20 protein-coding genes are annotated in these 18,929 nt (G+C 73.4%); 8 read left to right on the top strand and 12 right to left on the bottom strand.

What is annotated here, in order from left to right:
* Positions 1-16 precede the first annotated feature (16 nt).
* A complete protein-coding gene (locus ABZ937_RS06935) occupies positions 17-1,405 on the top strand; it encodes a hypothetical protein (RefSeq protein WP_361686626.1) in 1,389 nt (462 codons plus the stop codon).
* On the opposite strand, the gene ABZ937_RS06930 is transcribed toward ABZ937_RS06935, so the two are convergent.
* The 4 genes from ABZ937_RS06930 to ABZ937_RS06915 form a co-directional block, all read right to left on the bottom strand.
* A complete protein-coding gene (locus ABZ937_RS06930; RefSeq protein WP_361686623.1) occupies positions 1,383-3,116 on the bottom strand; it encodes an asparagine synthase-related protein in 1,734 nt (577 codons plus the stop codon). The genes ABZ937_RS06935 and ABZ937_RS06930 overlap by 23 nt on opposite strands.
* 61 nt (positions 3,117-3,177) lie before the next feature.
* The gene (locus tag ABZ937_RS06925; protein WP_361686620.1) at positions 3,178-3,810 is read right to left on the bottom strand and encodes a lasso peptide biosynthesis B2 protein; all 633 of its coding nucleotides are present in this window, start codon (positions 3,808-3,810) and stop codon (positions 3,178-3,180) included.
* Positions 3,811-4,041: 231 nt separating this feature from the next.
* Positions 4,042-5,007, bottom strand: a complete 966-nt coding sequence (locus tag ABZ937_RS06920) for an alpha/beta hydrolase (protein ID WP_361686617.1) — start codon at positions 5,005-5,007, stop codon at positions 4,042-4,044.
* 104 nt (positions 5,008-5,111) lie between these two features.
* Positions 5,112-6,386, bottom strand: a complete 1,275-nt coding sequence (locus ABZ937_RS06915; RefSeq protein ID WP_361686614.1) for an MFS transporter — start codon at positions 6,384-6,386, stop codon at positions 5,112-5,114.
* Between the two features lie 56 nt (positions 6,387-6,442).
* Between ABZ937_RS06915 and ABZ937_RS06910 the strand changes: the two genes are divergently transcribed.
* Positions 6,443-7,420, top strand: coding sequence for a MarR family transcriptional regulator (locus tag ABZ937_RS06910; RefSeq protein ID WP_361686611.1), 978 nt, complete (start codon positions 6,443-6,445; stop codon positions 7,418-7,420).
* Between the two features lie 53 nt (positions 7,421-7,473).
* Here ABZ937_RS06910 and ABZ937_RS06905 read toward each other — a convergent pair whose 3' ends face one another.
* Positions 7,474-8,031 (bottom strand): NAD(P)H-dependent oxidoreductase, encoded by a 558-nt coding sequence (locus ABZ937_RS06905; protein WP_361686608.1) that lies wholly within the window; start codon positions 8,029-8,031, stop codon positions 7,474-7,476.
* 98 nt (positions 8,032-8,129) lie between these two features.
* On the opposite strand from ABZ937_RS06905, the gene ABZ937_RS06900 reads away from it, so the two are divergent.
* The gene (locus ABZ937_RS06900) at positions 8,130-8,810 is read left to right on the top strand and encodes a helix-turn-helix domain-containing protein (protein ID WP_361686605.1); all 681 of its coding nucleotides are present in this window, start codon (positions 8,130-8,132) and stop codon (positions 8,808-8,810) included.
* Positions 8,811-8,835: 25 nt separating this feature from the next.
* On the opposite strand, the gene ABZ937_RS06895 is transcribed toward ABZ937_RS06900, so the two are convergent.
* Positions 8,836-9,978, bottom strand: coding sequence for an NAD(P)/FAD-dependent oxidoreductase (locus ABZ937_RS06895; protein WP_361686602.1), 1,143 nt, complete (start codon positions 9,976-9,978; stop codon positions 8,836-8,838).
* Positions 9,975-10,652: a TetR/AcrR family transcriptional regulator gene (locus tag ABZ937_RS06890; RefSeq protein WP_361686599.1), complete on the bottom strand. Its 678-nt coding sequence runs from the start codon at positions 10,650-10,652 to the stop codon at positions 9,975-9,977. The genes ABZ937_RS06895 and ABZ937_RS06890 overlap by 4 nt, the downstream gene beginning before the upstream one ends.
* A gap of 137 nt (positions 10,653-10,789) precedes the next feature.
* On the opposite strand from ABZ937_RS06890, the gene ABZ937_RS06885 reads away from it, so the two are divergent.
* Complete coding sequence (locus ABZ937_RS06885; RefSeq protein WP_361686596.1) at positions 10,790-11,803, top strand: LacI family DNA-binding transcriptional regulator; 1,014 nt, start codon at positions 10,790-10,792, stop codon at positions 11,801-11,803.
* A gap of 28 nt (positions 11,804-11,831) precedes the next feature.
* Here ABZ937_RS06885 and ABZ937_RS06880 read toward each other — a convergent pair whose 3' ends face one another.
* A complete protein-coding gene (locus ABZ937_RS06880; protein WP_361686593.1) occupies positions 11,832-12,209 on the bottom strand; it encodes a thioredoxin family protein in 378 nt (125 codons plus the stop codon).
* Positions 12,210-12,360: 151 nt separating this feature from the next.
* Between ABZ937_RS06880 and ABZ937_RS06875 the strand changes: the two genes are divergently transcribed.
* A complete protein-coding gene (locus ABZ937_RS06875; RefSeq protein ID WP_361686590.1) occupies positions 12,361-13,791 on the top strand; it encodes an NAD(P)/FAD-dependent oxidoreductase in 1,431 nt (476 codons plus the stop codon).
* 8 nt (positions 13,792-13,799) lie between these two features.
* Here the strand turns inward: ABZ937_RS06875 and ABZ937_RS06870 are convergent, their stop codons facing one another.
* Positions 13,800-14,444 carry a peptide deformylase gene (locus ABZ937_RS06870; RefSeq protein ID WP_361686587.1) on the bottom strand — a complete coding sequence of 215 codons (645 nt, stop codon included), beginning with the start codon at positions 14,442-14,444 and terminating at the stop codon, positions 13,800-13,802.
* Between the two features lie 153 nt (positions 14,445-14,597).
* Here ABZ937_RS06870 and ABZ937_RS06865 point away from each other — a divergent pair, with 153 nt between their 5' ends.
* From ABZ937_RS06865 to ABZ937_RS06855, 3 genes are read left to right on the top strand one after another with little or no spacing between them, the layout of a single operon-like run.
* On the top strand, positions 14,598-15,998 hold the full coding sequence (locus ABZ937_RS06865) for a PepSY domain-containing protein (protein ID WP_361686585.1): 1,401 nt from the start codon (positions 14,598-14,600) through the stop codon (positions 15,996-15,998).
* 58 nt (positions 15,999-16,056) lie between these two features.
* Complete coding sequence (locus ABZ937_RS06860) at positions 16,057-16,452, top strand: BlaI/MecI/CopY family transcriptional regulator (protein WP_361686582.1); 396 nt, start codon at positions 16,057-16,059, stop codon at positions 16,450-16,452.
* A 6-nt stretch (positions 16,453-16,458) separates the two neighbouring features.
* Positions 16,459-17,394 carry a M56 family metallopeptidase gene (locus ABZ937_RS06855; RefSeq protein ID WP_361686579.1) on the top strand — a complete coding sequence of 312 codons (936 nt, stop codon included), beginning with the start codon at positions 16,459-16,461 and terminating at the stop codon, positions 17,392-17,394.
* A gap of 72 nt (positions 17,395-17,466) precedes the next feature.
* Here ABZ937_RS06855 and ABZ937_RS06850 read toward each other — a convergent pair whose 3' ends face one another.
* The 3 genes from ABZ937_RS06850 to ABZ937_RS06840 form a co-directional block, all read right to left on the bottom strand.
* Positions 17,467-17,814, bottom strand: coding sequence for a tetratricopeptide repeat protein (locus ABZ937_RS06850; protein WP_361687042.1), 348 nt, complete (start codon positions 17,812-17,814; stop codon positions 17,467-17,469).
* A 79-nt stretch (positions 17,815-17,893) separates the two neighbouring features.
* Positions 17,894-18,346: a MarR family transcriptional regulator gene (locus tag ABZ937_RS06845; RefSeq protein ID WP_361686576.1), complete on the bottom strand. Its 453-nt coding sequence runs from the start codon at positions 18,344-18,346 to the stop codon at positions 17,894-17,896.
* Positions 18,343-18,831 (bottom strand): MarR family transcriptional regulator, encoded by a 489-nt coding sequence (locus ABZ937_RS06840; protein ID WP_361686573.1) that lies wholly within the window; start codon positions 18,829-18,831, stop codon positions 18,343-18,345. The genes ABZ937_RS06845 and ABZ937_RS06840 overlap by 4 nt, the downstream gene beginning before the upstream one ends.
* Between the last annotated feature and the right edge of the window lie 98 nt (positions 18,832-18,929).

The following is an 18,929-nucleotide window of genomic DNA, read 5'->3' as shown; positions in this document are numbered from 1 at the left end:
CGCGGATAGTGATCGCGTGGATCACGTCGGAGCATGGTGCTCGGACCCGGACTCCGATGTGACGCCAGGATGTGATCATGTGACGACTTCCCCAGGGCCGGATGCGGGGGCCCCCTGCGGCTCGCACGTGATGGTGCGCCGGGGCCTGACGAAATCCAAATGCTCGCTGGCGGAAATGGTCGGGGTTGTGCTGGTCCTGCTCCTGACGGCGTTGCCGGCGGGTAGGTGGGGCCTCGAGGACCTCAGTGAAGCTCTGACTTTCCCGAGTTGCGTCACCGGAGCGGCCCTCGTGCTGGTGGCCCTCACCATGATCGTGGGTATGGTCGCGGTTCTGGACTGTTGGGCGCGAGGGCCGATTTCCAACTTCGGAGTGGTCGCGCTGATCAGTACCGGCGTGGCGTTGTTGACGAACGGCTTGCTCCTGTTCCAGACATGGAAGGACGGCGAGAAGGTCGGCTATCCGGTATTTTTCGGCCTGCTCGTGCTGGGTTCGCTCTGGGCGGTCATCTCGGTGTGGCGGAGACTGGACCAGATCCCCACTCCGAAGCGGGTGGCTGTGGCACTGATTGTCACCACCATTGTGGCGGTCGCCAATTTCAGCTACCAGTACCTCTATCAGCCGTATCGGCGAGGGGCCGCACCACTCGTGCAGCTGTCCGTGGGCAAGCCGGTGCTCAGCGAGGACGAGGACGGCAAGGCGTTCTCCGTGCCGGTCGACATCAAGCTCGTGAACCACAGCGATGTGAGCTTCTATGTGCTGGGTGCCGAGTTCCATGCCATGGGAGAGAAGGTGCGGCTGAATCCGACGGACCTGTCCCAGCCGAGGTGGCGGAAGGACGCCGAAGAATGGGCCAAATACCGGGAGAAGCACCCACTTACCCGCAGGGAGGTCTACCAGTCCGGCGAGCTGGTGGCGGCGCAGCCGTGGATTCCCGCCGGAAACTGGGTCCAGGAAAACGACGAGTCGCTCACGAGAATCGTTGTCAAGCTTCCCATCGGCACGCCGTACGAGAAGCTGACGTTCTATTCCTCCCTGAGTCTGGCACGCAAAGATCGGCTTGTCATGGGAAGTTTCGGTCAACCCATGTACTCTTGGCGGGGCGTCAATATGCCTCGCTGGGTCAAGGAATCGAAAGGGATCGACACTATCGTCAAAATGGCCAGTATGAAAGAGAACAACGCGATCGATCGCTATACGAGGGACCAACGACGCGTCAGCACCTATTGGCGCTTTGGTTCCCACGGTGCAGAAGTGTCGGTGGTCATCGCGCGAAAGGGTGAGGAAGGTCGCGAATTCTCCGAAGAGGAGATCCGTGAGGTGCAGAACCGCTATGGTCTGCTCGATATCTTGACGGGCCCGGTCGAACAGACGCTGGGCGAGATCAAGAGCCTGAGCCGGCGCTGACCAGCCCCTCCAGCCACATCACCAGGGCGAGTGAGCTGTTCACGCGATCCCAGGAGTACGAGTCCCCCATGCCGAGCCGAGCCTCCCGCACGGCCCGGCACAGCGTCTCGACGTCGAACATCTCCTCGACGAGCGGATGCCTCGCGGAGCGGCACAGGTCGATGAGTTCGTCGCCGTGCAGCCGCAAGCCACGGGCGTACAGCTCGTCGAAGGGGATCTTGACCGCTCGGTCGCGGATGCCGGACGGAAGCAGATCCGCCATCGCCTCCCGCAGAACCGCCTTCGGACGTCCCGGATCGAATGTCGCCTCGGCGGGAAGGCGGCGCATCAGGGTGACGACCTCCCGGTCGAGGAAGGGGTGCGAGAGGAAGTACCCGTCCTCCCGTGCGCGATGCCAGGACAGCAGGTCGGGAGCCTCAAGGTAGTTGGCCGCGTCGTAGAGCGACCGTTCCGGCGCGCGTCCGAAGACGAACCGGGCCTCCGCGATGCTGGCCTCCCGGTAGCCGTGCGCCCGCGCGAATGCGGACCGCAGCCACGGGGGACGCCCGAAAGCGCCGAGGCCGCCGAGCACCGCTCCGCGGTGGGCGAGCGTGCCGAGCCGTTCGGCCGCCAGAGGGAGGGTCGGCTGCATGACGTAGGCGTGGACGATGTCCCGCACGCCCCGCTCACTGCCCTCGGCCCAGGCGCGTGCCTGCCGCGTCAGCTCCCGGAGCCGTCCCGTGCGGGCCAGCCGGTGCAGGTGGAACGGGTTGGCGTCCGCGATCGGATCGGCCCCGCACCCTGTCATGAGAGTGTCACAGCCCAGCTCCGCCGCAGCGGCATGGAGCCTGCTCCAGAACGGGGCGCGAAAGGCGTGCGCATGCGGCTCGTCCGAATCTCCGGCATGGTGCCGGAAGTCGTCGAAGTCGGCCACGTCGCCGGCATCCACGATCACCGCGCGGGCCGCCGGTGCGTGACGGCGGATCTCCGCCAGCGCCGCGTCCAGGTAGGGGCGCTCCGCCGCCAGCTCTCCGCTGCCGAAGCACCCGGAGAGCAGGACGAGATCACCGGGCCGGCTGTCTTCTCCGGCCGGGGTCCGCGCGGCGAGCAGCGCGACGCTGGTGGAGTCCATGCCGCCGGAGACGTGGCATGCCGTCATCGTGCCCGAACGGCGGGCGACAGCGTTCTCGAGCACGCGGCGCAGGTCCTTCGCCGCCGCGCCGGGGTGAGCCCCGCCCGCCGCCGGCGGCAACGGCTCGCGAGGATCGGAGACGGGTCGCGGAACGCGACCGCGCAGCTGCCCGGTGAGGGACAGTTCCACCACTTCCCCACCCAGGACCCGGCGCACCCCGGTGAACGGGGTGAGGTCCGTGTGCGGTTGCGCCATGTTCCCGGTCAGGTAGCGGCAGAAGTAGCGTCGCTCCAGCTCCGCGCCGTGGCCGAGGCCGAGGCGACGTGCCGAGGTGCTCACCGCGCTCACCCGGCCATCGGACTCCCTGAAGAACAGGGGGATACGCGCCAACTCGTCCCGCATCAGCAGAACGCGGTCGCGGTACACGAGGACAGCCGCGTAATCGCCACTCGGCAGACGTGGTTGGACTCCTCGTCGGGCGAAGGAGTCGAGGAGGCGGTGCGCACCCGCCACGCGGTCACGGAACGAGCCGACCCAGCCGACGACCGCCGCGGTGCCGGCCCGGGAGGAGACCGTCGTCACCAGTCCCTTGCTCGTCATGTCCTCGGCCGCCCGGAGTTGCGGCGCACCCCCGGCCCACTCGAGGCGGACCGCTTCCACGTCAGCGCCCGCCGCGGTCGATGGAGAGGATCGGCGTGAACGCGTGCCCGCGCGGGTCGGCGTCAGGGATGCACAGCCCCGCCGCCGACGTCCAGGCGTGCAGGGCGAACGGGTGCTCGCGCACACCGACGTGCAGTGCGGCCTGCAGGCCGGCCCGCCGCAGCAGGACGAAAGCCGTCACGGCCTCGGCCTTGCAGTCGTCGTTGACGAACCAGCTGGTGCGGCCGTGTGCTTGCACGGCCCGCTTGAGCCGCGCCACAGTCTCGGTCCCGGGGGGCTCGGCGCGGGCGTAGTCCGGGGCCGCCAAGGAGAGGAACCGAAGGACGCGTCCGAATCCCACGGTCCGGATCAGCAGGTGCACTCCGCGGAGCCAGCGTCCGACCTCGGCGTCGGCATACTCCCTCCGTCGGGCCGGCGCGCACCCGGCACGGACGAGAGCGGTGACGAGCTCCGCGCGTTCCTCGGCACTTCCGTCGCTTCCGTCGGCGAACTTCCGGACCTCTGCCGTTGGCATGCCGAGAAAGCGGGTCCGTCTCCAGTCCGCGATCAGAACGCCGCCGGACATCTGGATGACACGGCAGTACGGCGACAGGAACCGCTCCACCGCCACCAGGGCCTCGGTGTCGTCTGCCACCGCACCTCCTCCCGTACGACCGGTGGGCGGTGTCAGGACTGGTGCCCGTGCCCGTCGTACATGCCGCCGCTGAAGCCGCGGATCAGGCGGCCGTTGCCGAGAAGGAGAAGCCTCCGCGGCCTGCGACGACGCCGTAGCAGTCGGAGAAACATCGCCTACCTCCATGATTGGGTAGGAATAGTCCATATCAGGCTACTTTGCCCCGAACTCTCCGCAAGCCGGAGGCGGGTCTCATCGGCGCAACAGCCGCCTCAGCCAGTTCAGATGGGACGCACGGGCCGTCCGGGACAGGGCCGCCTCGGGAGCGAGGCCGTCGAAGCCGTGGAAGCCGCCGGGCCAGACGTGGAGTTCGGCCACGCCGCCGCATCGCCAGATGCGGGAGGCGAAGTCCACGACCTCGTCGCGGAACGTCTCGGCGGAGCCGACGTCGAGGAAGGCCGGAGGCAGGCCGGACAGGTCGGTCGCGCGGGCGGGAGCGGCGTAGGGGGAGACGTCGGGGCCGCCCCGGCGGTCGCCGAGCAGTGCTGTCCAGCCGGTCTCGTTGGCGGTGCGGTCCCAGGTGTCGACACCCGCCATCTGGTGCGCGGAGACGGTGTCGTTGCGGTCGTCCAGCATCGGGTACATCAGGAGCTGGCCGATGAGCGGCGGTCCCTCGCGATCCCGCAGGAGGAGGGCGAGCGCCGCGGCCAGGCCGCCGCCGGCGCTGGCGCCCGCGGCGACGATCCGGTCCGGGTCGCCGCCGATCTCCCGGGCGTGCTCCGCGGTCCACAGCAGCCCGGCGTACACGTCCTCGGTCGGCGCCGGGTACGGGTGCTCCGGCGCGAGCCGGTACTCCACCGACACCACGACCGCGCCCAGTTCGCACGCCCAGGCGAGGGGTTCGGCCAGACCGGCCCGGTTGGTGCCGGCGACCAGGCCGCCGCCGTGCACGTGGTAGATCACCGGCAGGGCGGCCGTGGTGGGCGCGGACGCCGGACGGCACACGAGGAGGGAGACGCCGGGCGCGCCCTCGGGGCCGGGAACCGTACGGTCCTCGGTCTCGAAGGTGCCGTCCAGGGTGAGGTCGGGCAACTCGACGGTCGCGTTCTGCCGGGCTGCGGGCAGATCGGCAAGAGTGAAGCCCGGCCCGCTCGCGTCCTGGAACTGTCTCAGCGCCGCGGCGAGTTCCCGATCGAGCGGCGGCGGGTCCCAGGGCATGGCTTCTCCTTCCGCGAGTCGTCCGGCAGGGCACGCACCGGTGGACCGGCGTGGCATCCATCGGTGATGCGCCGGTGTCGGACGGCCGTACCGGTACGACCCGACTACCCCGTCCCGCCTGCGGTGCCACCCCTGGCCGACACTGCCGCACGGGCGGACGCCGGCCGGGAGCGCCTGGCCGTCACGTGCCGTGCCGGCTGCCGTACGGGCCCCAGCGTGGTCAGCAGGACGACCAGCCCGCACACCCCGCTCCAGCCGCACCAGGCGTAGGCGCGGGTGCCGAGCCAGGAGCCGGCGCTGCCGCCCAGGTAGGCGCAGGTCATGTACGCGGTGTTGAGGCGGCTGTGTCGGCCCGGGCCGACGGCGTAGACCCGGACCTGGTTGGCGACCATGCCGGACTGCATGCCGACGTCCAGCAGCAGCGTGCCCGCCACGAGCGAGACCAGGCCGGTGGTGCCGCCGAGCCCGCCCAGCGCGAGGACCGGGGCGGAACCGGCGACCAGGAGGAAGCAGGCCAGGTTCACCCGGTCGGCTCCCCGCCGGTCCACCTGCCGGCCCGCGAACGGGGTGACGACCATGGTGACCGCGTTGACCAGGGCCAGCAACCCGACCGCGTCCGTGCCCAGCCCGTACTCCGGCCCCGTCAGCAGCAGCGCGAGCCCGGTCCACGCGGCGGAGAAGCCGGCGAACACCGTCGCCTGGTACCAGCAGGAGCGGCGCAGCGCCGGTTCCGTGCGCAGCAGGCGGAGAGGTTCGGCCAGCAGCCGCGGGTACCGCTGCCGCGACGACGGGCGGGTGTCCGGGAGCACACGGGCGAGGAGCAGCGCGACGGCCAGGGTGAGCAGGGCCGCGAGGACGTAGGGCGCCCGCCAGCCCAGCCGCTCGCCGAGGGCACCGGCGGCCGTCCGGGACAGCAGCATGCCCGCGAGAGCACCGCTGAGCAGGGTGCCGCCGACGACGCCCCGCCGCTCCTCGGAGACCAGCCCGGCCGCCAGCGGACCGGCCAGCGGGGCGATCACCGTCGCCGCCCCGGTCAGGGCGCTCGCCGCGAGCAGCGGTGGCAGCGCGGGCGCGGCGGCTGCGGCGCACAGGCCGAGGCCGGTCAGGCCGAGCAGGGTGACCAGCAGCGGGCGGGACGGCAGCCGGTCGCCGAGCGGCACGAGCAGGAAGATGCCCGCCGCGTAGCCGAACTGGGTGGCGGTGATCACGCCGGCCGCCGCGTCGGGGGAGACGCCGAGGCCGGCCGCGGCGAGCGGTGCGACGGCCTGCGGGAAATAGACGTTGCCGACGCCGACCCCGCAGGCCAGCGCCAGCAGCGGGACGAGCCATGAGGGCACGGGCGGGCGCGCGGTACGCTGCCCGGTGTGGTGATCCGTCATGTGCCGAAGTCCACGGCGCGCGCCGCCCGCTGTCCAAGGATTCAGCCGGGAGCTACATGATCAGCTTCCTGCTCGGGGTGGACGACCTCGCCGACACCCGGTTCGCGATCTCCCCGCTCGGCGAGCTGATGGAGAGCCTGCGCGTCCTGCGCGCCCCCGCCCTGCACCCCCTGCACCGTGACTGGCGCCGGACCGTGCTCGCTGCCCTCGCCCCCGACGACCGGCCTGTGCTGTCGTCCCTGGTCGGGCCGGCCCTCGCGCTGCCGGACTTCCTCACGCCCCGGCCCGCCGTCCACGCCCCGGCATTCGAGGAGGAGCTGGCCGTCGTACGGGCCACGCCCGTGGAGGTCGTACGACACGATCTGCGCGCCGCGCACGCGCCCCGGCCGCTGCCCGCGCCCCTGCGGCAGGCGGACGGCGCCGGGGACGGCCCCGTCCGTGAGCTCGTCGACGTCCTCTGCGCGGTGCTGCGCCGGTACTGGGAGGCCGCCCTGCTGCCGTACTGGCCCCGCGCCCGGCTGGTCCTGGAGGCCGACATCCGGCACCGTGCGGGGCAGTTGGCCACCGGCGGCGCCGGTGCCCTGCTCTCCGGTCTGCACCCGAACCTGCGCTGGCGAGGCGGTGTGCTGACGATCGCCCGGATGATCGGCCGGCACGAGGTGGCGGGTGCCGGGCGGGGGCTGCGGCTCGTGCCGTCGGTGTTCGCGCACAAGCCGGCGCCGCCGATCAGCGCGGCGGCCCCGCCGATGCTCGCCTATCCGGGCCGGGGCGCGGCGACCCTGTGGGAACCGGAACCCGCGCCCGACGCCTCCGCCGTCACCGCGCTGCTCGGCGCGCCCCGGACCACGCTGCTCGGGCTGCTCGCCGAACCCCTGCCCACCGTCGAACTCGCCCGCCGCCTCGGCGTCACCCCGAGTGCCGTCTCCCAGCATCTGCGGGTGCTGCACGCGACCGGGCTGGTGACCCGCGCCCGGGACGGACGGCGCGTGCTGTACCGGCGCAGCCCGCTGGCGGACCGGCTGACCGGGGGCTGAACGGGGAAGGGCCGGAGCCGTGGCGGCTCCGGCCCTTTCGGGGACCCCTCGGGTCAGGCGGCCACGCCCACGTTGCCGTGCAGGCGGGCCACGACCTCGGTCAGCTGGGCGGCGACCTCGGCGTCGTCGGCCGGGTGGGTCTCGGCGAAGCGGGTCACGGAGCCGGGGATGGAGAGCTTGATGTCCTCGATCACCTTGCCGCCGGCGATGCCCACGGCCTTGCGGGTGTCGTCCTGGGCCCACACGCCGCCGTACTGGCCGAAGGCGGTGCCGATCACGGCGACGGGCTTGCCGCCGAAGGCGCCGGCGCCGTACGGGCGGGACAGCCAGTCGATGGCGTTCTTCAGGACGGCCGGGATGGTGCCGTTGTACTCGGGGGAGAAGAGCAGGAAGGCGTCGGCGGCCTGGGCGGCTTCGCGCAGCTTGGCGGCGGCGGCCGGGACGTTGCCCTCCACGTCGATGTCCTCGTTGTAGAACGGGATGTCGGCCAGGCCCTCGAAGAGCACGACCTCGGCGCCCTCCGGAGCGAACTTCACGGCTGCCTCGGCGAGCTGGCGGTTGTGCGAACCGGCGCGGAGGCTGCCGACGAGCGCGAGGATGCGAACAGACATGGGAACTCCAAGGGGGCGAAACTCACTGGCATGATCCGGACCGGGGTCCGTTTAGCTTTGTATCACTCTAAACGGACCGTGGTCCAGTTTTCTTCCCGATGCTTTACGCTGTCTTCATGTCCAGCGCCCTGCCGCCCTTCCCGAAGCCTCAGGAGCCCTTCGACGAGCCCCGGATGCTGGAGGTCGGCCCGACTTCCGACGAGCCGTGCCTGCGGGCCGACGCGGCCCGCAACCGCGCCCGCCTGCTGGAGGCCGCCGCCCGGCTGATCGCGGAGCACGGGGTCGCCGGGGTCACGATGGAGGCGGTCGCCGCGGCGGCCAACGTCGGCAAGGGCACCGTCTTCCGCCGCTTCGGCGACCGCACCGGGCTGCTGATGGCCCTGCTCGACCACTCGGCCAGGCAGCTGCAGGCCGACTTCCTGAGCGGGCCCCCGCCGCTGGGCCCCGGCGCGCCGCCCCTGGAGCGGCTGCGGGCGTTCGGCGTGGCGGTGCTGTACCGCTCGGCCGAGCAGCTGGATCTGCAGCTCGCCGCGCAGCCGGAGTCGGCCCGCCGGTTCTCCCACCCCGCGACCGGGTCGCTGCGCACGCACGTCACGATGCTGCTCCGGCAGCTCGTGCCCGGCGCCGACTGCGACCTCCTGGCCCACACCCTGCTGTCCTCCCTGGACCCCGCGCTGATCCATCACCTGACCCGGCAGTGCGGGATGCCCATGGAGCGGCTGGAGGCCGGCTGGCTCGACCTGGTCGCCCGGGTGACCGGCGCGCAGCCGCCCCGCTGAGACGGACCCGCACGCGGCGGTCGCGTCAGCGCCCGGTGAACATCTCCACCAGTCCCCGCGGGGCGTCCGCGCGGAACAGCAGGTCCTGGCTGCGGGCGGAGTCCGCCGCGGACGCCTCCGCGCGCGGGAACATCCGGGCCTCGTAGGCGGCCAGCGCGGCCTCCGTGTCCCCGGGGTGCGCGGCCAGCGCGAGGCCCAGTTCGGCGCCGTCGAGCAGGGCCAGGTTGGCGCCCTCGCCCGCGAACGGCGACATCAGATGAGCGGCGTCCCCGAGCAGGGTGACCCCGGGAACGCGGTCCCAGCGATGGCCGGGCGGCAGGGCGTGGATCCGGCGGGGCACCAGCGGCCCGTCCGCGTCCGCTACCAGCGCCCGCAGGCGCTCGTCCCAGTCGTCGAACTCCTTCAGCACGGCCGCCTTCGCCGCCTCGGTGTCGCCGAAGTCGATGCCGTCCAGCCAGTCCTCCGGCGCGACCACGGCGGCGTACACATGCAGGCTGCCGCCGGGCTCGCGGTGCGCGAGGAAGCCCCGGCCCGGGCCGAGCGCGAAGAGCATGCCGCCGCCGACCATCTCCGCGCTCACCGGATGCCCGAGGTCCGCGGCCGTCAGGTCCGCCTCCACGAACGACACACCCGTGTACGCGGGCCGGGCGGCGGAGACCAGCGGGCGCACCCGCGACCAGGCGCCGTCCGCGCCGACCAGCACATCGGTGGTGAACTCGGTGCCGTCCGCGAGCGTCACCCGGTGCCGGCCGCCGTCCAGCGGGTGCGCGCCGGTGACCTTGGCGCCCCAGCGGACCGTGCCCGCGGGCAGGGAGTCGAGCAGCAGGTCGCGCAGCTCGCCCCGGTCTATCTCGGGGCGCCCGCCGGTGCCGTCGTCGGGTGCGGCGAACCGGACGGTGCCGTCCCGGTCGAGCACCCGTACCGCCTGGCCGCCGGTGTGGACGCGGGACAGGAACGCCTCGTGCAGGCCGGCGGCCCGCAGCGCCTCCTGCCCGGAGTCGTCGTGGATGTCGAGCATGCCGCCCTGTGTCCGGGCGGCGGGTGACGCGTCCAGGTCGAACAGCGCGGCCTCGACGCCGTGCACGTGCAGGACGCGGGCGAGGGCGAGCCCGCCGAGCCCCGCGCCGACGACGGCGACGGGGTGGTGGGGGAGGGCAGCGGTGGTCATGGGGCCTCCTGGCCTTCGGTCGGTACGGCGGTCCGCTCGATGCCGTTGATCAGGGTCTGGAAGGCCCACGACAGGCGGGCCTCGGGGGTGCCGGACAGCAGCGCGTCCGCGCCCGCGGCGATGTGCGGGTGGGTGCTGGCGGGCGCCTCGCGCAGGGCCCGGGCCGCCTGCCACTCGCCCGGGGACTCCTCCCCGGCGTGCTCGGCGGCGGTCGCGGTGGCGTGCTGCAGCAGCAGGTCCACGCCCCACGCCGCCTGGGCGCGCGGCACCCCGCCCGCTTCGAGCAGCTCCAGCAGGGTCTCGATCAGCCGCAGATAGTGGGGGCCGCTCGGCCGGGCGGTCAGCGCCGAGTGGGCCAGGGACGGGTACTCCAGGAGCATCGCGGTGTAGGCGGTGAGCACCCGCTCCAGCCGCTCCCGCCAGCTGCCCTGAGCCGGAGCGGGACCGACCGTGCCGAGCAGCTCGTCCAGGACGGCCGCGTGCAGCTCGTCGGTGTTGCGGACGTACACGTAGAGCGAGGCGGGGCCGGTGTCGAGCTCCTGGGCGAGCCGGCGCATCGTCACCTTGCGGAGCCCCTCCGCGCGCAGGATCGCGACGGCGGCGGTGACGATTCCCTCCCGGGTGAGAGCGGGCTTGGCGGGGCGCTCCCGGCGGGAGCGGGGGGCAGCGGTCATGCCCTCACGGTAACGAACATGTTCGTTGCGAACAAGTTCGACACGAACATGTTCGTCGACAGATGTGCGGACGCCGAGCTTGTCGAACGCCGAACCACCTCGCCCCGCCCGTTCCCCGCCCCGGGCCCTCTGCCAAGATGCGGTCTGTGATGGTGCAGATACCGAACACGCCCACGAGTGCCGATGTGGCCCGCCTCGCCGGCGTCTCGCGCGCGACCGTCTCCTACGTCCTCAACAACACCAGCGCCGTACGGATCAGCGAAGCGACCCGCCGGCGCGTGCACGAGGCCGCCCGGGAACTCGGGTACGTCCCCCACGCCGCCGCCCGCAGCCTGCGCGCCGGACACAGCCGCATGGTCCTGATGCCCGCCCCGGCCATCCCGGTGGGCCCGCTCTACAGCAGGTTCCTCAACGAACTGCAGGGGGCGCTCGGCCGTCTCGACTACACCGTCGTCCAGTACGGCAGCGTCGGTCTCCAGGGCGACGAAGCGGCCCGCGCCTGGGCCGAGTTGCGGCCCGTCGCCGTCCTGGTGCCGGGCGCGGACCTCGGCCCGCGGGGCGTCGCCGTCCTCAAGCGCTCCGGCGCCCGGGCCGTCGTCACGCTCGGGCCCGGCCGGGTCGAGGGAGCGCACGCCCTGCTGATGGACCACGACACCGTCGGCCACTGCGCGGGCGCGCACCTGTACGCCCGCGGCCGGCGCCGGATCGGTGTCGTCATGCCCGAGGAGTCAGGTCTTGAGGCCTTCTCGCGGCCCCGGCTCGCCGGCGTCCGCGAGGCGCTGCGCGGCACGGACGCCGGCGTGACGGAGCTGCCGCTCGCCCACACCGAGGAGTCCGCCGCCGAACTGGCCGCCCGCTGGCCCGAGTCGGGCCTGGACGCGGTGTTCGCCTACAACGACGAGTACGCGATGCTGCTGATGCGCGCCCTGCAGGACGAGGGCGTGCGCGTCCCCGAGGACGTCGCCGTGATCGGCGCCGACGACCTGATGCTCGGCCGGCTGCTGCGGCCCCGGCTCAGCACGGTCCGCATCGACCTGCCCTCGGGCCGCGACCTCGCCGAACTGGTCGACCGGGCGGTGCGCGACCCCGGCGGCGAGCCCGAGGTGCACACCGTGCTGGGGGCCTCGGTGGTCCGGCGCGAGTCCAGCTGACCCGGCCGCACACCGCGGCCCCGCACGGTTACTGCTGCGCCTGGCCCTGCTGTTCGGCGACGCTCTTGCGGACCTCGTCCATGTCGAGCCCCCGGGCCTGCTCGATGAGGTCGGCGAAGACCGGCGCGGGCAGGGCGCCCGGCTGGGCGAAGACCGCCACCTGGTCGCGGATGATCATCAGCGTGGGGATCGACTGGATCTCGAAGGCCGCGGCCAGTTCCGGCTGCGCCTCGGTGTCCACCTTGCCGAACACCAGATCGGGATTCGCCGCCGCGGCCTTCTCGTAGACGGGCGCGAACTGGCGGCACGGAGGGCACCACTCCGCCCAGAAGTCGATGAGAACGAACTCGTTCTCGCTGACCATCTGGTCGAAGTTCTCCTTGGTCAGCTCCACGGTGCTGCTCATGGCGTGATTCCCTCTTCCTGGTGTGGGGTGTGCCGAGGGCGGAAACACGGGGGCCGGGCCGCCTATTCCAGCTGTGTTCCACCCGTGCACGGCCGTGTTCCGCGCGCGTACCCATGTGGCCGTGGCGCACACCACCCACCAGACTGACCCCATGACGGAAACGGAATCCATCGCGTACGACGTCGTGGTGATCGGGGGCGGCCCGGTGGGGGAGAACGTCGCCGACCGCACCCGCGCGGCCGGCCTCGCCACCGCGGTCGTGGAGAGCGAACTCCTCGGCGGCGAGTGCTCGTACTGGGCCTGCATGCCCAGCAAGGCCCTGCTCAGGCCGGTCATCGCGCAGGCCGACGCCCGCCGCCTGCCCGGCGTCGCCCAGGCGGTCCAGGGTCCGCTCGACACCCCGGCCGTGCTGGCCCGCCGGGACGACTACACGTCCCACTGGAAGGACGACGGCCAGGTCGCCTGGCTGGAGGGCACCGGCGCCGACTTCTACCGGGGCCAGGGCCGACTCGCCGGCCCGCGCACGGTCACCGTCACCGCCCCCGACGGCACGGTCACCACCCTCACCGCCCGGCACGCCGTCGCGGTGTCCACCGGCACCCGCGCCCAGCTGCCCGACCTGCCGGGACTCGCTGAGGTCGAGCCCTGGACCAGCCGCGAGGCGACCAGCGCCAAGGCGGCACCCGGCCGGCTGATCGTCGTCGGCGGCGGTGTCGTCGCCACCGAGATGGCCACCGCCTGGCAGGCCCTCGGCTCGCGGGTCACGATGCTGATCCGCGGCAAGGGCCTGCTGAACCGCATGGAGCCGTTCGCCGGGGAACTGGTCGCCGAGGCCCTCACCGAGGCCGGCGTCGACATCCGCACCGGCACCTCCGTGGAGTCCGTCGCCCGCGAGAACGGCACGGTCGTGGCCGTCACCGCCGACGGCGACCGGATCGAGGCCGACGAGATCCTCTTCGCCACCGGACGCGTCCCGCACACCGACGACCTCGGCCTGGAGACCGTCGGCCTGGAACCCGGCTCCTGGCTGGACGTCGACGACACCCTCCGGGTCACCGGCACCGACTGGCTGTACGCGGTCGGCGACGTCAACCACCGGGCCCTCCTCACCCACCAGGGCAAGTACCAGGCCCGCGTCGCCGGTGCCGCCATCGCCGCCCGCGCGGCCGGCGGCCCCCTCCTGGACGAGCCGTGGGGCGCGCACGTGGCCACCGCCGACCACGACGCCGTACCTCAGGTCGTCTTCACCGACCCCGAGGCCGCCGCGGTCGGCCTCTCCCTCGCCGAGGCCGAGCAGGCCGGCCACCGCGTCCGCGCCGTCGACGTCGCGTTCTCCTCCGTCGCGGGCGCGGGCCTGTACGGCGACGGCTACAAGGGCCGCGCCCGCATGGTCGTGGACCTGGAGGAGGAGATCCTGCGCGGGGTCACCTTCGTCGGCCCCGGCGTCGGCGAACTCATCCACTCGGCCACCATCGCGGTCGCGGGCCGCGTCCCGGTCGGCCGGCTGTGGCACGCCGTCCCGTCGTACCCGACGCTGAGCGAGGTGTGGCTGCGGCTGCTGGAGGCGTACCGGGACAACTGACCCGCGGACTACGGAAGTTCGAAGCCCAGGGCCTCGGCCGCCGCCTCCGGCGCCGGCTGGGCCCACAGGGCCGCCACCGCCTCGTTGGTCGACAGGGAGCGCAGCTCCGCGCGGTCCAGGTACAACGTGCCGTCGAGATGGTCCGTCTCGTGCTGGACGATCCGGGCCGGCCAGCCGGTGAACACCTCGTCCAGCGCCCGGCCGTGCTCGTCCTCGCCGCGCAGCCGCACCTCGGCGTGCCGGGCCACCACCGCCTGCCAGCCCGGCACGCTCAGGCAGCCCTCGAAGAACGCCGCCCGGGCGGTCCCGACCGGCTCGTACACCGGGTTGACCAGCACCCGGAACGGCTGCGGGACCCGGCCCCGGGCCACCGCGACCTCCTCCGGCACCGGCGCCGGGTCCTCGATGACCGCGATCCGCAACGGAACGCCCACCTGCGGCGCGGCCAGGCCCACACCGGGGGCCGCGTGCATGGTGTCGCGCAGGGCCTCGACGAACCGGGCCAGCAGCGCGGGGCCGAGCTGGCCGTCGTACGGCTCGGTGCCGCGCCGCAGCACGGGCCGGCCGGCCGCGACGATGGGCAAGGGGCCGCCGGCGGCGAGGAGTTCCTCGACGCGCTCGGCGAGCGGTGTCTCATCACGGGGAGGTGCCATCGCGTCAGCATGCCACGCCCCTGGGCCGCCCCCTGTGGCGCACGTCACCAACACCCCGGGGAACTCAACCGACTCGCGGTCCGACTCCTGGACCGCCCTCGCTTCCGTGCCAGGCGTCCGCCCTCGGCACCGAGTCCCCGGAGAAGCACGCCGATGACCACCGCTCCCTCGACCACCCCGGCCGAGGCGTCCCGCCCCGCCGCCCGCGGCCGCTGGGCACCCCTGCGCCCCCTCGTGCTGCGCCTGCACTTCTACGCCGGCCTGCTCGTCGCGCCGTTCCTGCTGATCGCCGCCGTCACCGGCCTGCTGTACGCGGGCTCCTTCCAGGCCGAGAAGCTCGTGTACGACCATGAGCTGACCGTCCCGGTCGGGGAGCGCGAGCTGCCGGTCTCCGCCCAGGTGGCCGCCGCCCGCAAGGCCCACCCCGAAGGCACCGTCGCCGCCGTACGCCCCTCGCCCGAGGCCGGCGCCACCACCAGGGTGCTGCTCTCCGGCGTCCAGGGCGTCGATCCCGGGCACACCCTGGCCGTGTTCGTCGACCCGTACACCGGCACGGTGCGCGGGGCGCTCGAACAGTACGGCGCGACCGGCGCGCTGCCCCTGCGCACCTGGATCGACGAACTCCACCGCGATCTGCACCTGGGCGAGACCGGCCGGCTCTACAGCGAACTGGCCGCCAGCTGGCTGTGGGTGATCGCGGGCGGCGGCCTGGTGCTGTGGTTCTCCCGGCGCCGCGCCCTGCGCAAGGTCCGCGGCACCAGCGGCCGGCGCCGCACCCTCGGCCTGCACGGCACCGTCGGCGTCTGGACCGCCGCCGGCTTCCTGTTCCTGTCCGCGACCGGTCTGACCTGGTCGACGTACGCCGGCGCCAACATCGACGAGCTGCGCACCTCGCTCGGCCAGGCCACCCCGTCCGTCTCGGCGGCCGCGGCCGGCGGCGACCACGCCGGCCACGGTACGGCGGCGGGCACCGGCGGCACCGCCGAGCACGGTACGGGCCTGGACAAGGTGCTCGCGGCGGCCCGGGCCGAGGGCCTGGGCGACCCGGTGGAGATCGTCCCGCCGGCGGACGCGGACAGCGCCTACGTCGTCAAGCAGATCCAGCGCAGCTGGCCCGAGAAGCAGGACTCCGTCGCCGTCGACCCGGCCACCGGCCAGGTCACCGACGAGCTGCGCTTCGCGGACTACCCGGTCCTCGCCAAACTCACCCGCTGGGGCATCGACCTGCACACCGGCTCCCTCTTCGGCCTCGTCAACCAGATCGCCCTCGCGCTGCTCGCGCTCGCCCTGGTCCTGCTCATCGTGTGGGGCTACCGCATGTGGTGGCAGCGCGGCCGGGGCTCCGCCTTCGGCCGGCCGATCCCGCGCGGCGCCTGGGCCGAGGTGCCGCCGTACCTCCTGGTACCGGCCCTCGCCGCCGTCGCCGTGCTCGGCTGGTTCGTTCCGCTGCTCGGCATCCCGCTGGCCGCCTTCCTCGCCGTCGACATCCTCCTCGGCGAGATCGCGCACCGGCGCGGTCGCCGTAGCTACGGGGGCGCCGGCGGCGTGAAGTAGCGTGGGTCGACACGCCGACGCCGAGGCGACGGGCGGGCGAGCAGAAGGAGACGGGGAGATGGCGCGGGACGGCGGGCGGGCCCGGCGCGGCCAGGGCGAACTGGAGGGCCAGGTCCTCGGCGCGCTGCGCGAGGCGGACGGGCCGGTCACCGCGGCCTGGGTGCAGGAGCGCCTCGGCGGCGACCTCGCCTACACCACCGTCGTCACCATCCTGACCCGGCTGCTCGCCAAGGACGTCGTCGCCCGCGAACGGCACGGCCGCTCCTTCCTGTGGACGCCGACGGCCGACGTGGCCCGGCTGGCCGCCCTGCGCATGCGCCGCCTGCTGGACGGGGAGCGGGACCGCGAGGCGGTCCTGGCCAGCTTCGTCACCGCGCTGCCGCCGGGCGACGAACAGGTGCTGCGGGCCCTGCTCGACAACCCGGGCACGGACGCCGGCGGTACGGAAGGCTGATCGCTCATGGGCGTCTTCGTCTTCCTGCCGCTGGTGCTGCCGCTCACCGCGTGGCCGGTCGCCCGGCTCGCCGAGACCCGGCTGCACCCTCGCACCGCCACCCGGCTGCTGACCGCGGTCGCCGTCGTCATGGCCGTGTGCAGCACGCTGTGCCTGGCCCTGCTCATGGTGGTCGGGACCGCGCAACTGCCCGGCAATCCGCTGCCGGACGGCTGGTCCGACCCTCAGGTGCGGGCCGCCGTCCCGTACGACGAGGTGGCCGGCCGGGCCGCCCTCCCCGCGCTCGCCGTGGTGGCCGCCGCGTGCGCCCGCACCCTGGGGCGGCACCGCCGGGTCACCCGCCGCGCCCGCCGGGCCCTGGCCGGGGTGCCGGGGCCCACGGTGGCGGTCCTGCCCGACAGCACGCCGTACGCGTACGCCCTCCCCGGCGGCCGGGGCCGCGGCCGGATCGTCGTCACCACGGGGCTGCTGGCCGGGCTCGCCCCCGCCGAGCGGCGCGCCCTGTTCGCCCATGAGCGCGCCCATCTGACCGCCCGTCACCACCGCCATCTGCTCGCCGCGCACCTGGCCGCCCGCGCCAACCCGTTCCTGCGCCCGCTGCGCACCGCCGTCGTCTACACGGCCGAGCGGTGGGCGGACGAGGAGGCGGCCCGCGCGGTCGGTGACCGGCGCACGGTCGCCCGCGCCATCGGCAAGGCCGCCCTGCTCTCCCCGGGCACCCCGGTGCCGACGCCGGCCGCGTTGGCGGCGACCGGTCCGGTGCCGCGCCGGGTGGCCGCGCTGCTGGCCCCCGCGCCCGTGGCCCGTACCTGGCCGTCGGCGTTCACCCCGGTCGGCCTGGCCGCCTGGGGCGCCGCCGCCGGGGCGCTGGTGTCCGCGATGTCGTCGGCGAACTCGGCCGTCACCCTGTTCCGGATCCTGCACGCGGCGACACCCCTGTGACCTGACGCCGAGGGCCCGGCCCCCGACGGGGACCGGGCCCAGGACGTACGAACTCACTCCCGAGGAACCGCCTCACTCCTCGGGGAAGTCACCCGCGAGCGCCGAGGCGATCCGCAGATGCCGTTCCGCCTCCTCGTGCCGGGCCTGCCGCTGGAGCGTGCGGCCCAGCATCAGCCGGGCGTAGTGCTCCACCGGATCCCGCTCCACGATGGTCCGCAGCTCGGCTTCGGCGCGGCGCAGCTGGGCCGAGTGGTAGTAGGCACGGGCCAGCAGCAGCCGGGGTCCGGTCTGCTCCGGCACCTCCTCGACCAGTCCGGCCAGCACCCGCGCCGCGCCCGCGTAGTCCTTCGCGTCGAAGAACAGCTGCGCGCGCTCCCAGCGCTCGGCGGCGGTGCCGTGGTCGTAGTACGTGGTCTCCACTTGCGTCTCCACTCGTGACCTCCTTCGACGGCCACAACGGAACGCGGTTGTTCAATATTCCACTACCTGTCGGGGTGCTCTACCGCTGCCGGAGCGCGGCCAGTTCGGCGTTCGCGCGCTCGGTGACCAGGGTGAGCACGCGGCCCGCCACTATCCGGTCCGCCTCGGAGATGCCGGCGTACACCCGCTCGCCGATCTCCGCGACCTCGGCGGAGGTGGTGGCGTACAGCTCGCGCCCGCTGTCCGTGATGCGCACGCCCGACGGCTCCGCGAGGGCGATCAGGCCCGCGGCCGTCAGGTCGTCGATCGCGCGGTGCGCGTCGCTCTCGTCGACCTTCACCGTGCCGGTGACACCGTCGATCAGGGCGGCCCGCTCGACCGGCCCGTCCGCGACCGCCGTGAGCCGGAGGGCGATGGACTGCAGGAACGAGATGCCGCGCGGGGCGAGGACCGCCTGCTCCAGCACGGAGCGGGCGGCGTAGTGGGCGAGCCCGATGACGCGGCTGTCGACACGGGGTGCGGTGGTGGTCATGACTGCTCCGTCTTGTGATCGGTGGTGCCGAATGGGTCAAGCGGTGCTTCGAGCAGGGTCGCCAGGTCCCGGGTGAACTCCCGGGCGCGCGGGCTGTCGGGTCCGCCGAGCGGGCCCAGCAGCTGGCGCAGCAGCCCCTGGACGACGTCGATCGCCTTCCGGGTGGTCTCGCGGCCCTGCTCGGTGAGCGCGAGCTGGACCGCGCGCGGGTCGTCCGGGTCCCGGGTGCGTTCGAGGAGGCCGGCCGACTCCAGGCCGCGGGCCAGCTTGGAGACGTACAGCGCCTCCAGGCCGGTGTGGTCGGCGAGCCGGCGCTGGCTGGGGCGCAGCCCGGCGCGCTGCATGCCGTGCAACGACGCCACCAACGAGTACTGCGCATGGGTCAGTCCGAGCGGCGCCACCGCACGGTCCACCGCGACGCGCCACTTCATCGACAGCCGCCACACCAGGAAGCCGGGCGTGGCTCCTTCGGAAACCTTGCTCATGCCAAATACTGTACATGGATACTATGTACATGGCTACTATCGGGCCGCCGGATCGACGGCGCCGCAGGTGAAGGGGCCTGACCGGCGCACATGTGTCT

Source organism: Streptomyces sp. NPDC046727, from assembly GCF_040645635.1.
Classification (GTDB): Bacteria; Actinomycetota; Actinomycetes; order Streptomycetales; family Streptomycetaceae; genus Streptomyces.
Note: the sequence above shows the minus strand (reverse complement) of the source record. Positions and strands in the feature narration are given on the sequence as shown.

What these genes read in the sequence shown, in the direction of transcription:
- ABZ937_RS06930 (WP_361686623.1), bottom strand. Translation starts at nt 3,116, where the DNA reads ATGACGAGCAAGGGACTGGTGACGACGGTCTCCTCCCGGGCCGGCACC.
- ABZ937_RS06920 (WP_361686617.1), bottom strand. Translation starts at nt 5,007, where the DNA reads ATGCCCTGGGACCCGCCGCCGCTCGATCGGGAACTCGCCGCGGCGCTG.
- ABZ937_RS06915 (WP_361686614.1), bottom strand. Translation starts at nt 6,386, where the DNA reads ATGACGGATCACCACACCGGGCAGCGTACCGCGCGCCCGCCCGTGCCC.
- ABZ937_RS06910 (WP_361686611.1), top strand. Translation starts at nt 6,443, where the DNA reads ATGATCAGCTTCCTGCTCGGGGTGGACGACCTCGCCGACACCCGGTTC.
- ABZ937_RS06905 (WP_361686608.1), bottom strand. Translation starts at nt 8,031, where the DNA reads ATGTCTGTTCGCATCCTCGCGCTCGTCGGCAGCCTCCGCGCCGGTTCG.
- ABZ937_RS06900 (WP_361686605.1), top strand. Translation starts at nt 8,130, where the DNA reads ATGCTTTACGCTGTCTTCATGTCCAGCGCCCTGCCGCCCTTCCCGAAG.
- ABZ937_RS06895 (WP_361686602.1), bottom strand. Translation starts at nt 9,978, where the DNA reads ATGACCACCGCTGCCCTCCCCCACCACCCCGTCGCCGTCGTCGGCGCG.
- ABZ937_RS06890 (WP_361686599.1), bottom strand. Translation starts at nt 10,652, where the DNA reads ATGACCGCTGCCCCCCGCTCCCGCCGGGAGCGCCCCGCCAAGCCCGCT.
- ABZ937_RS06885 (WP_361686596.1), top strand. Translation starts at nt 10,790, where the DNA reads ATGCGGTCTGTGATGGTGCAGATACCGAACACGCCCACGAGTGCCGAT.
- ABZ937_RS06880 (WP_361686593.1), bottom strand. Translation starts at nt 12,209, where the DNA reads ATGAGCAGCACCGTGGAGCTGACCAAGGAGAACTTCGACCAGATGGTC.
- ABZ937_RS06875 (WP_361686590.1), top strand. Translation starts at nt 12,361, where the DNA reads ATGACGGAAACGGAATCCATCGCGTACGACGTCGTGGTGATCGGGGGC.
- ABZ937_RS06870 (WP_361686587.1), bottom strand. Translation starts at nt 14,444, where the DNA reads ATGGCACCTCCCCGTGATGAGACACCGCTCGCCGAGCGCGTCGAGGAA.
- ABZ937_RS06865 (WP_361686585.1), top strand. Translation starts at nt 14,598, where the DNA reads ATGACCACCGCTCCCTCGACCACCCCGGCCGAGGCGTCCCGCCCCGCC.
- ABZ937_RS06860 (WP_361686582.1), top strand. Translation starts at nt 16,057, where the DNA reads ATGGCGCGGGACGGCGGGCGGGCCCGGCGCGGCCAGGGCGAACTGGAG.
- ABZ937_RS06855 (WP_361686579.1), top strand. Translation starts at nt 16,459, where the DNA reads ATGGGCGTCTTCGTCTTCCTGCCGCTGGTGCTGCCGCTCACCGCGTGG.
- ABZ937_RS06845 (WP_361686576.1), bottom strand. Translation starts at nt 18,346, where the DNA reads ATGACCACCACCGCACCCCGTGTCGACAGCCGCGTCATCGGGCTCGCC.
- ABZ937_RS06840 (WP_361686573.1), bottom strand. Translation starts at nt 18,831, where the DNA reads ATGAGCAAGGTTTCCGAAGGAGCCACGCCCGGCTTCCTGGTGTGGCGG.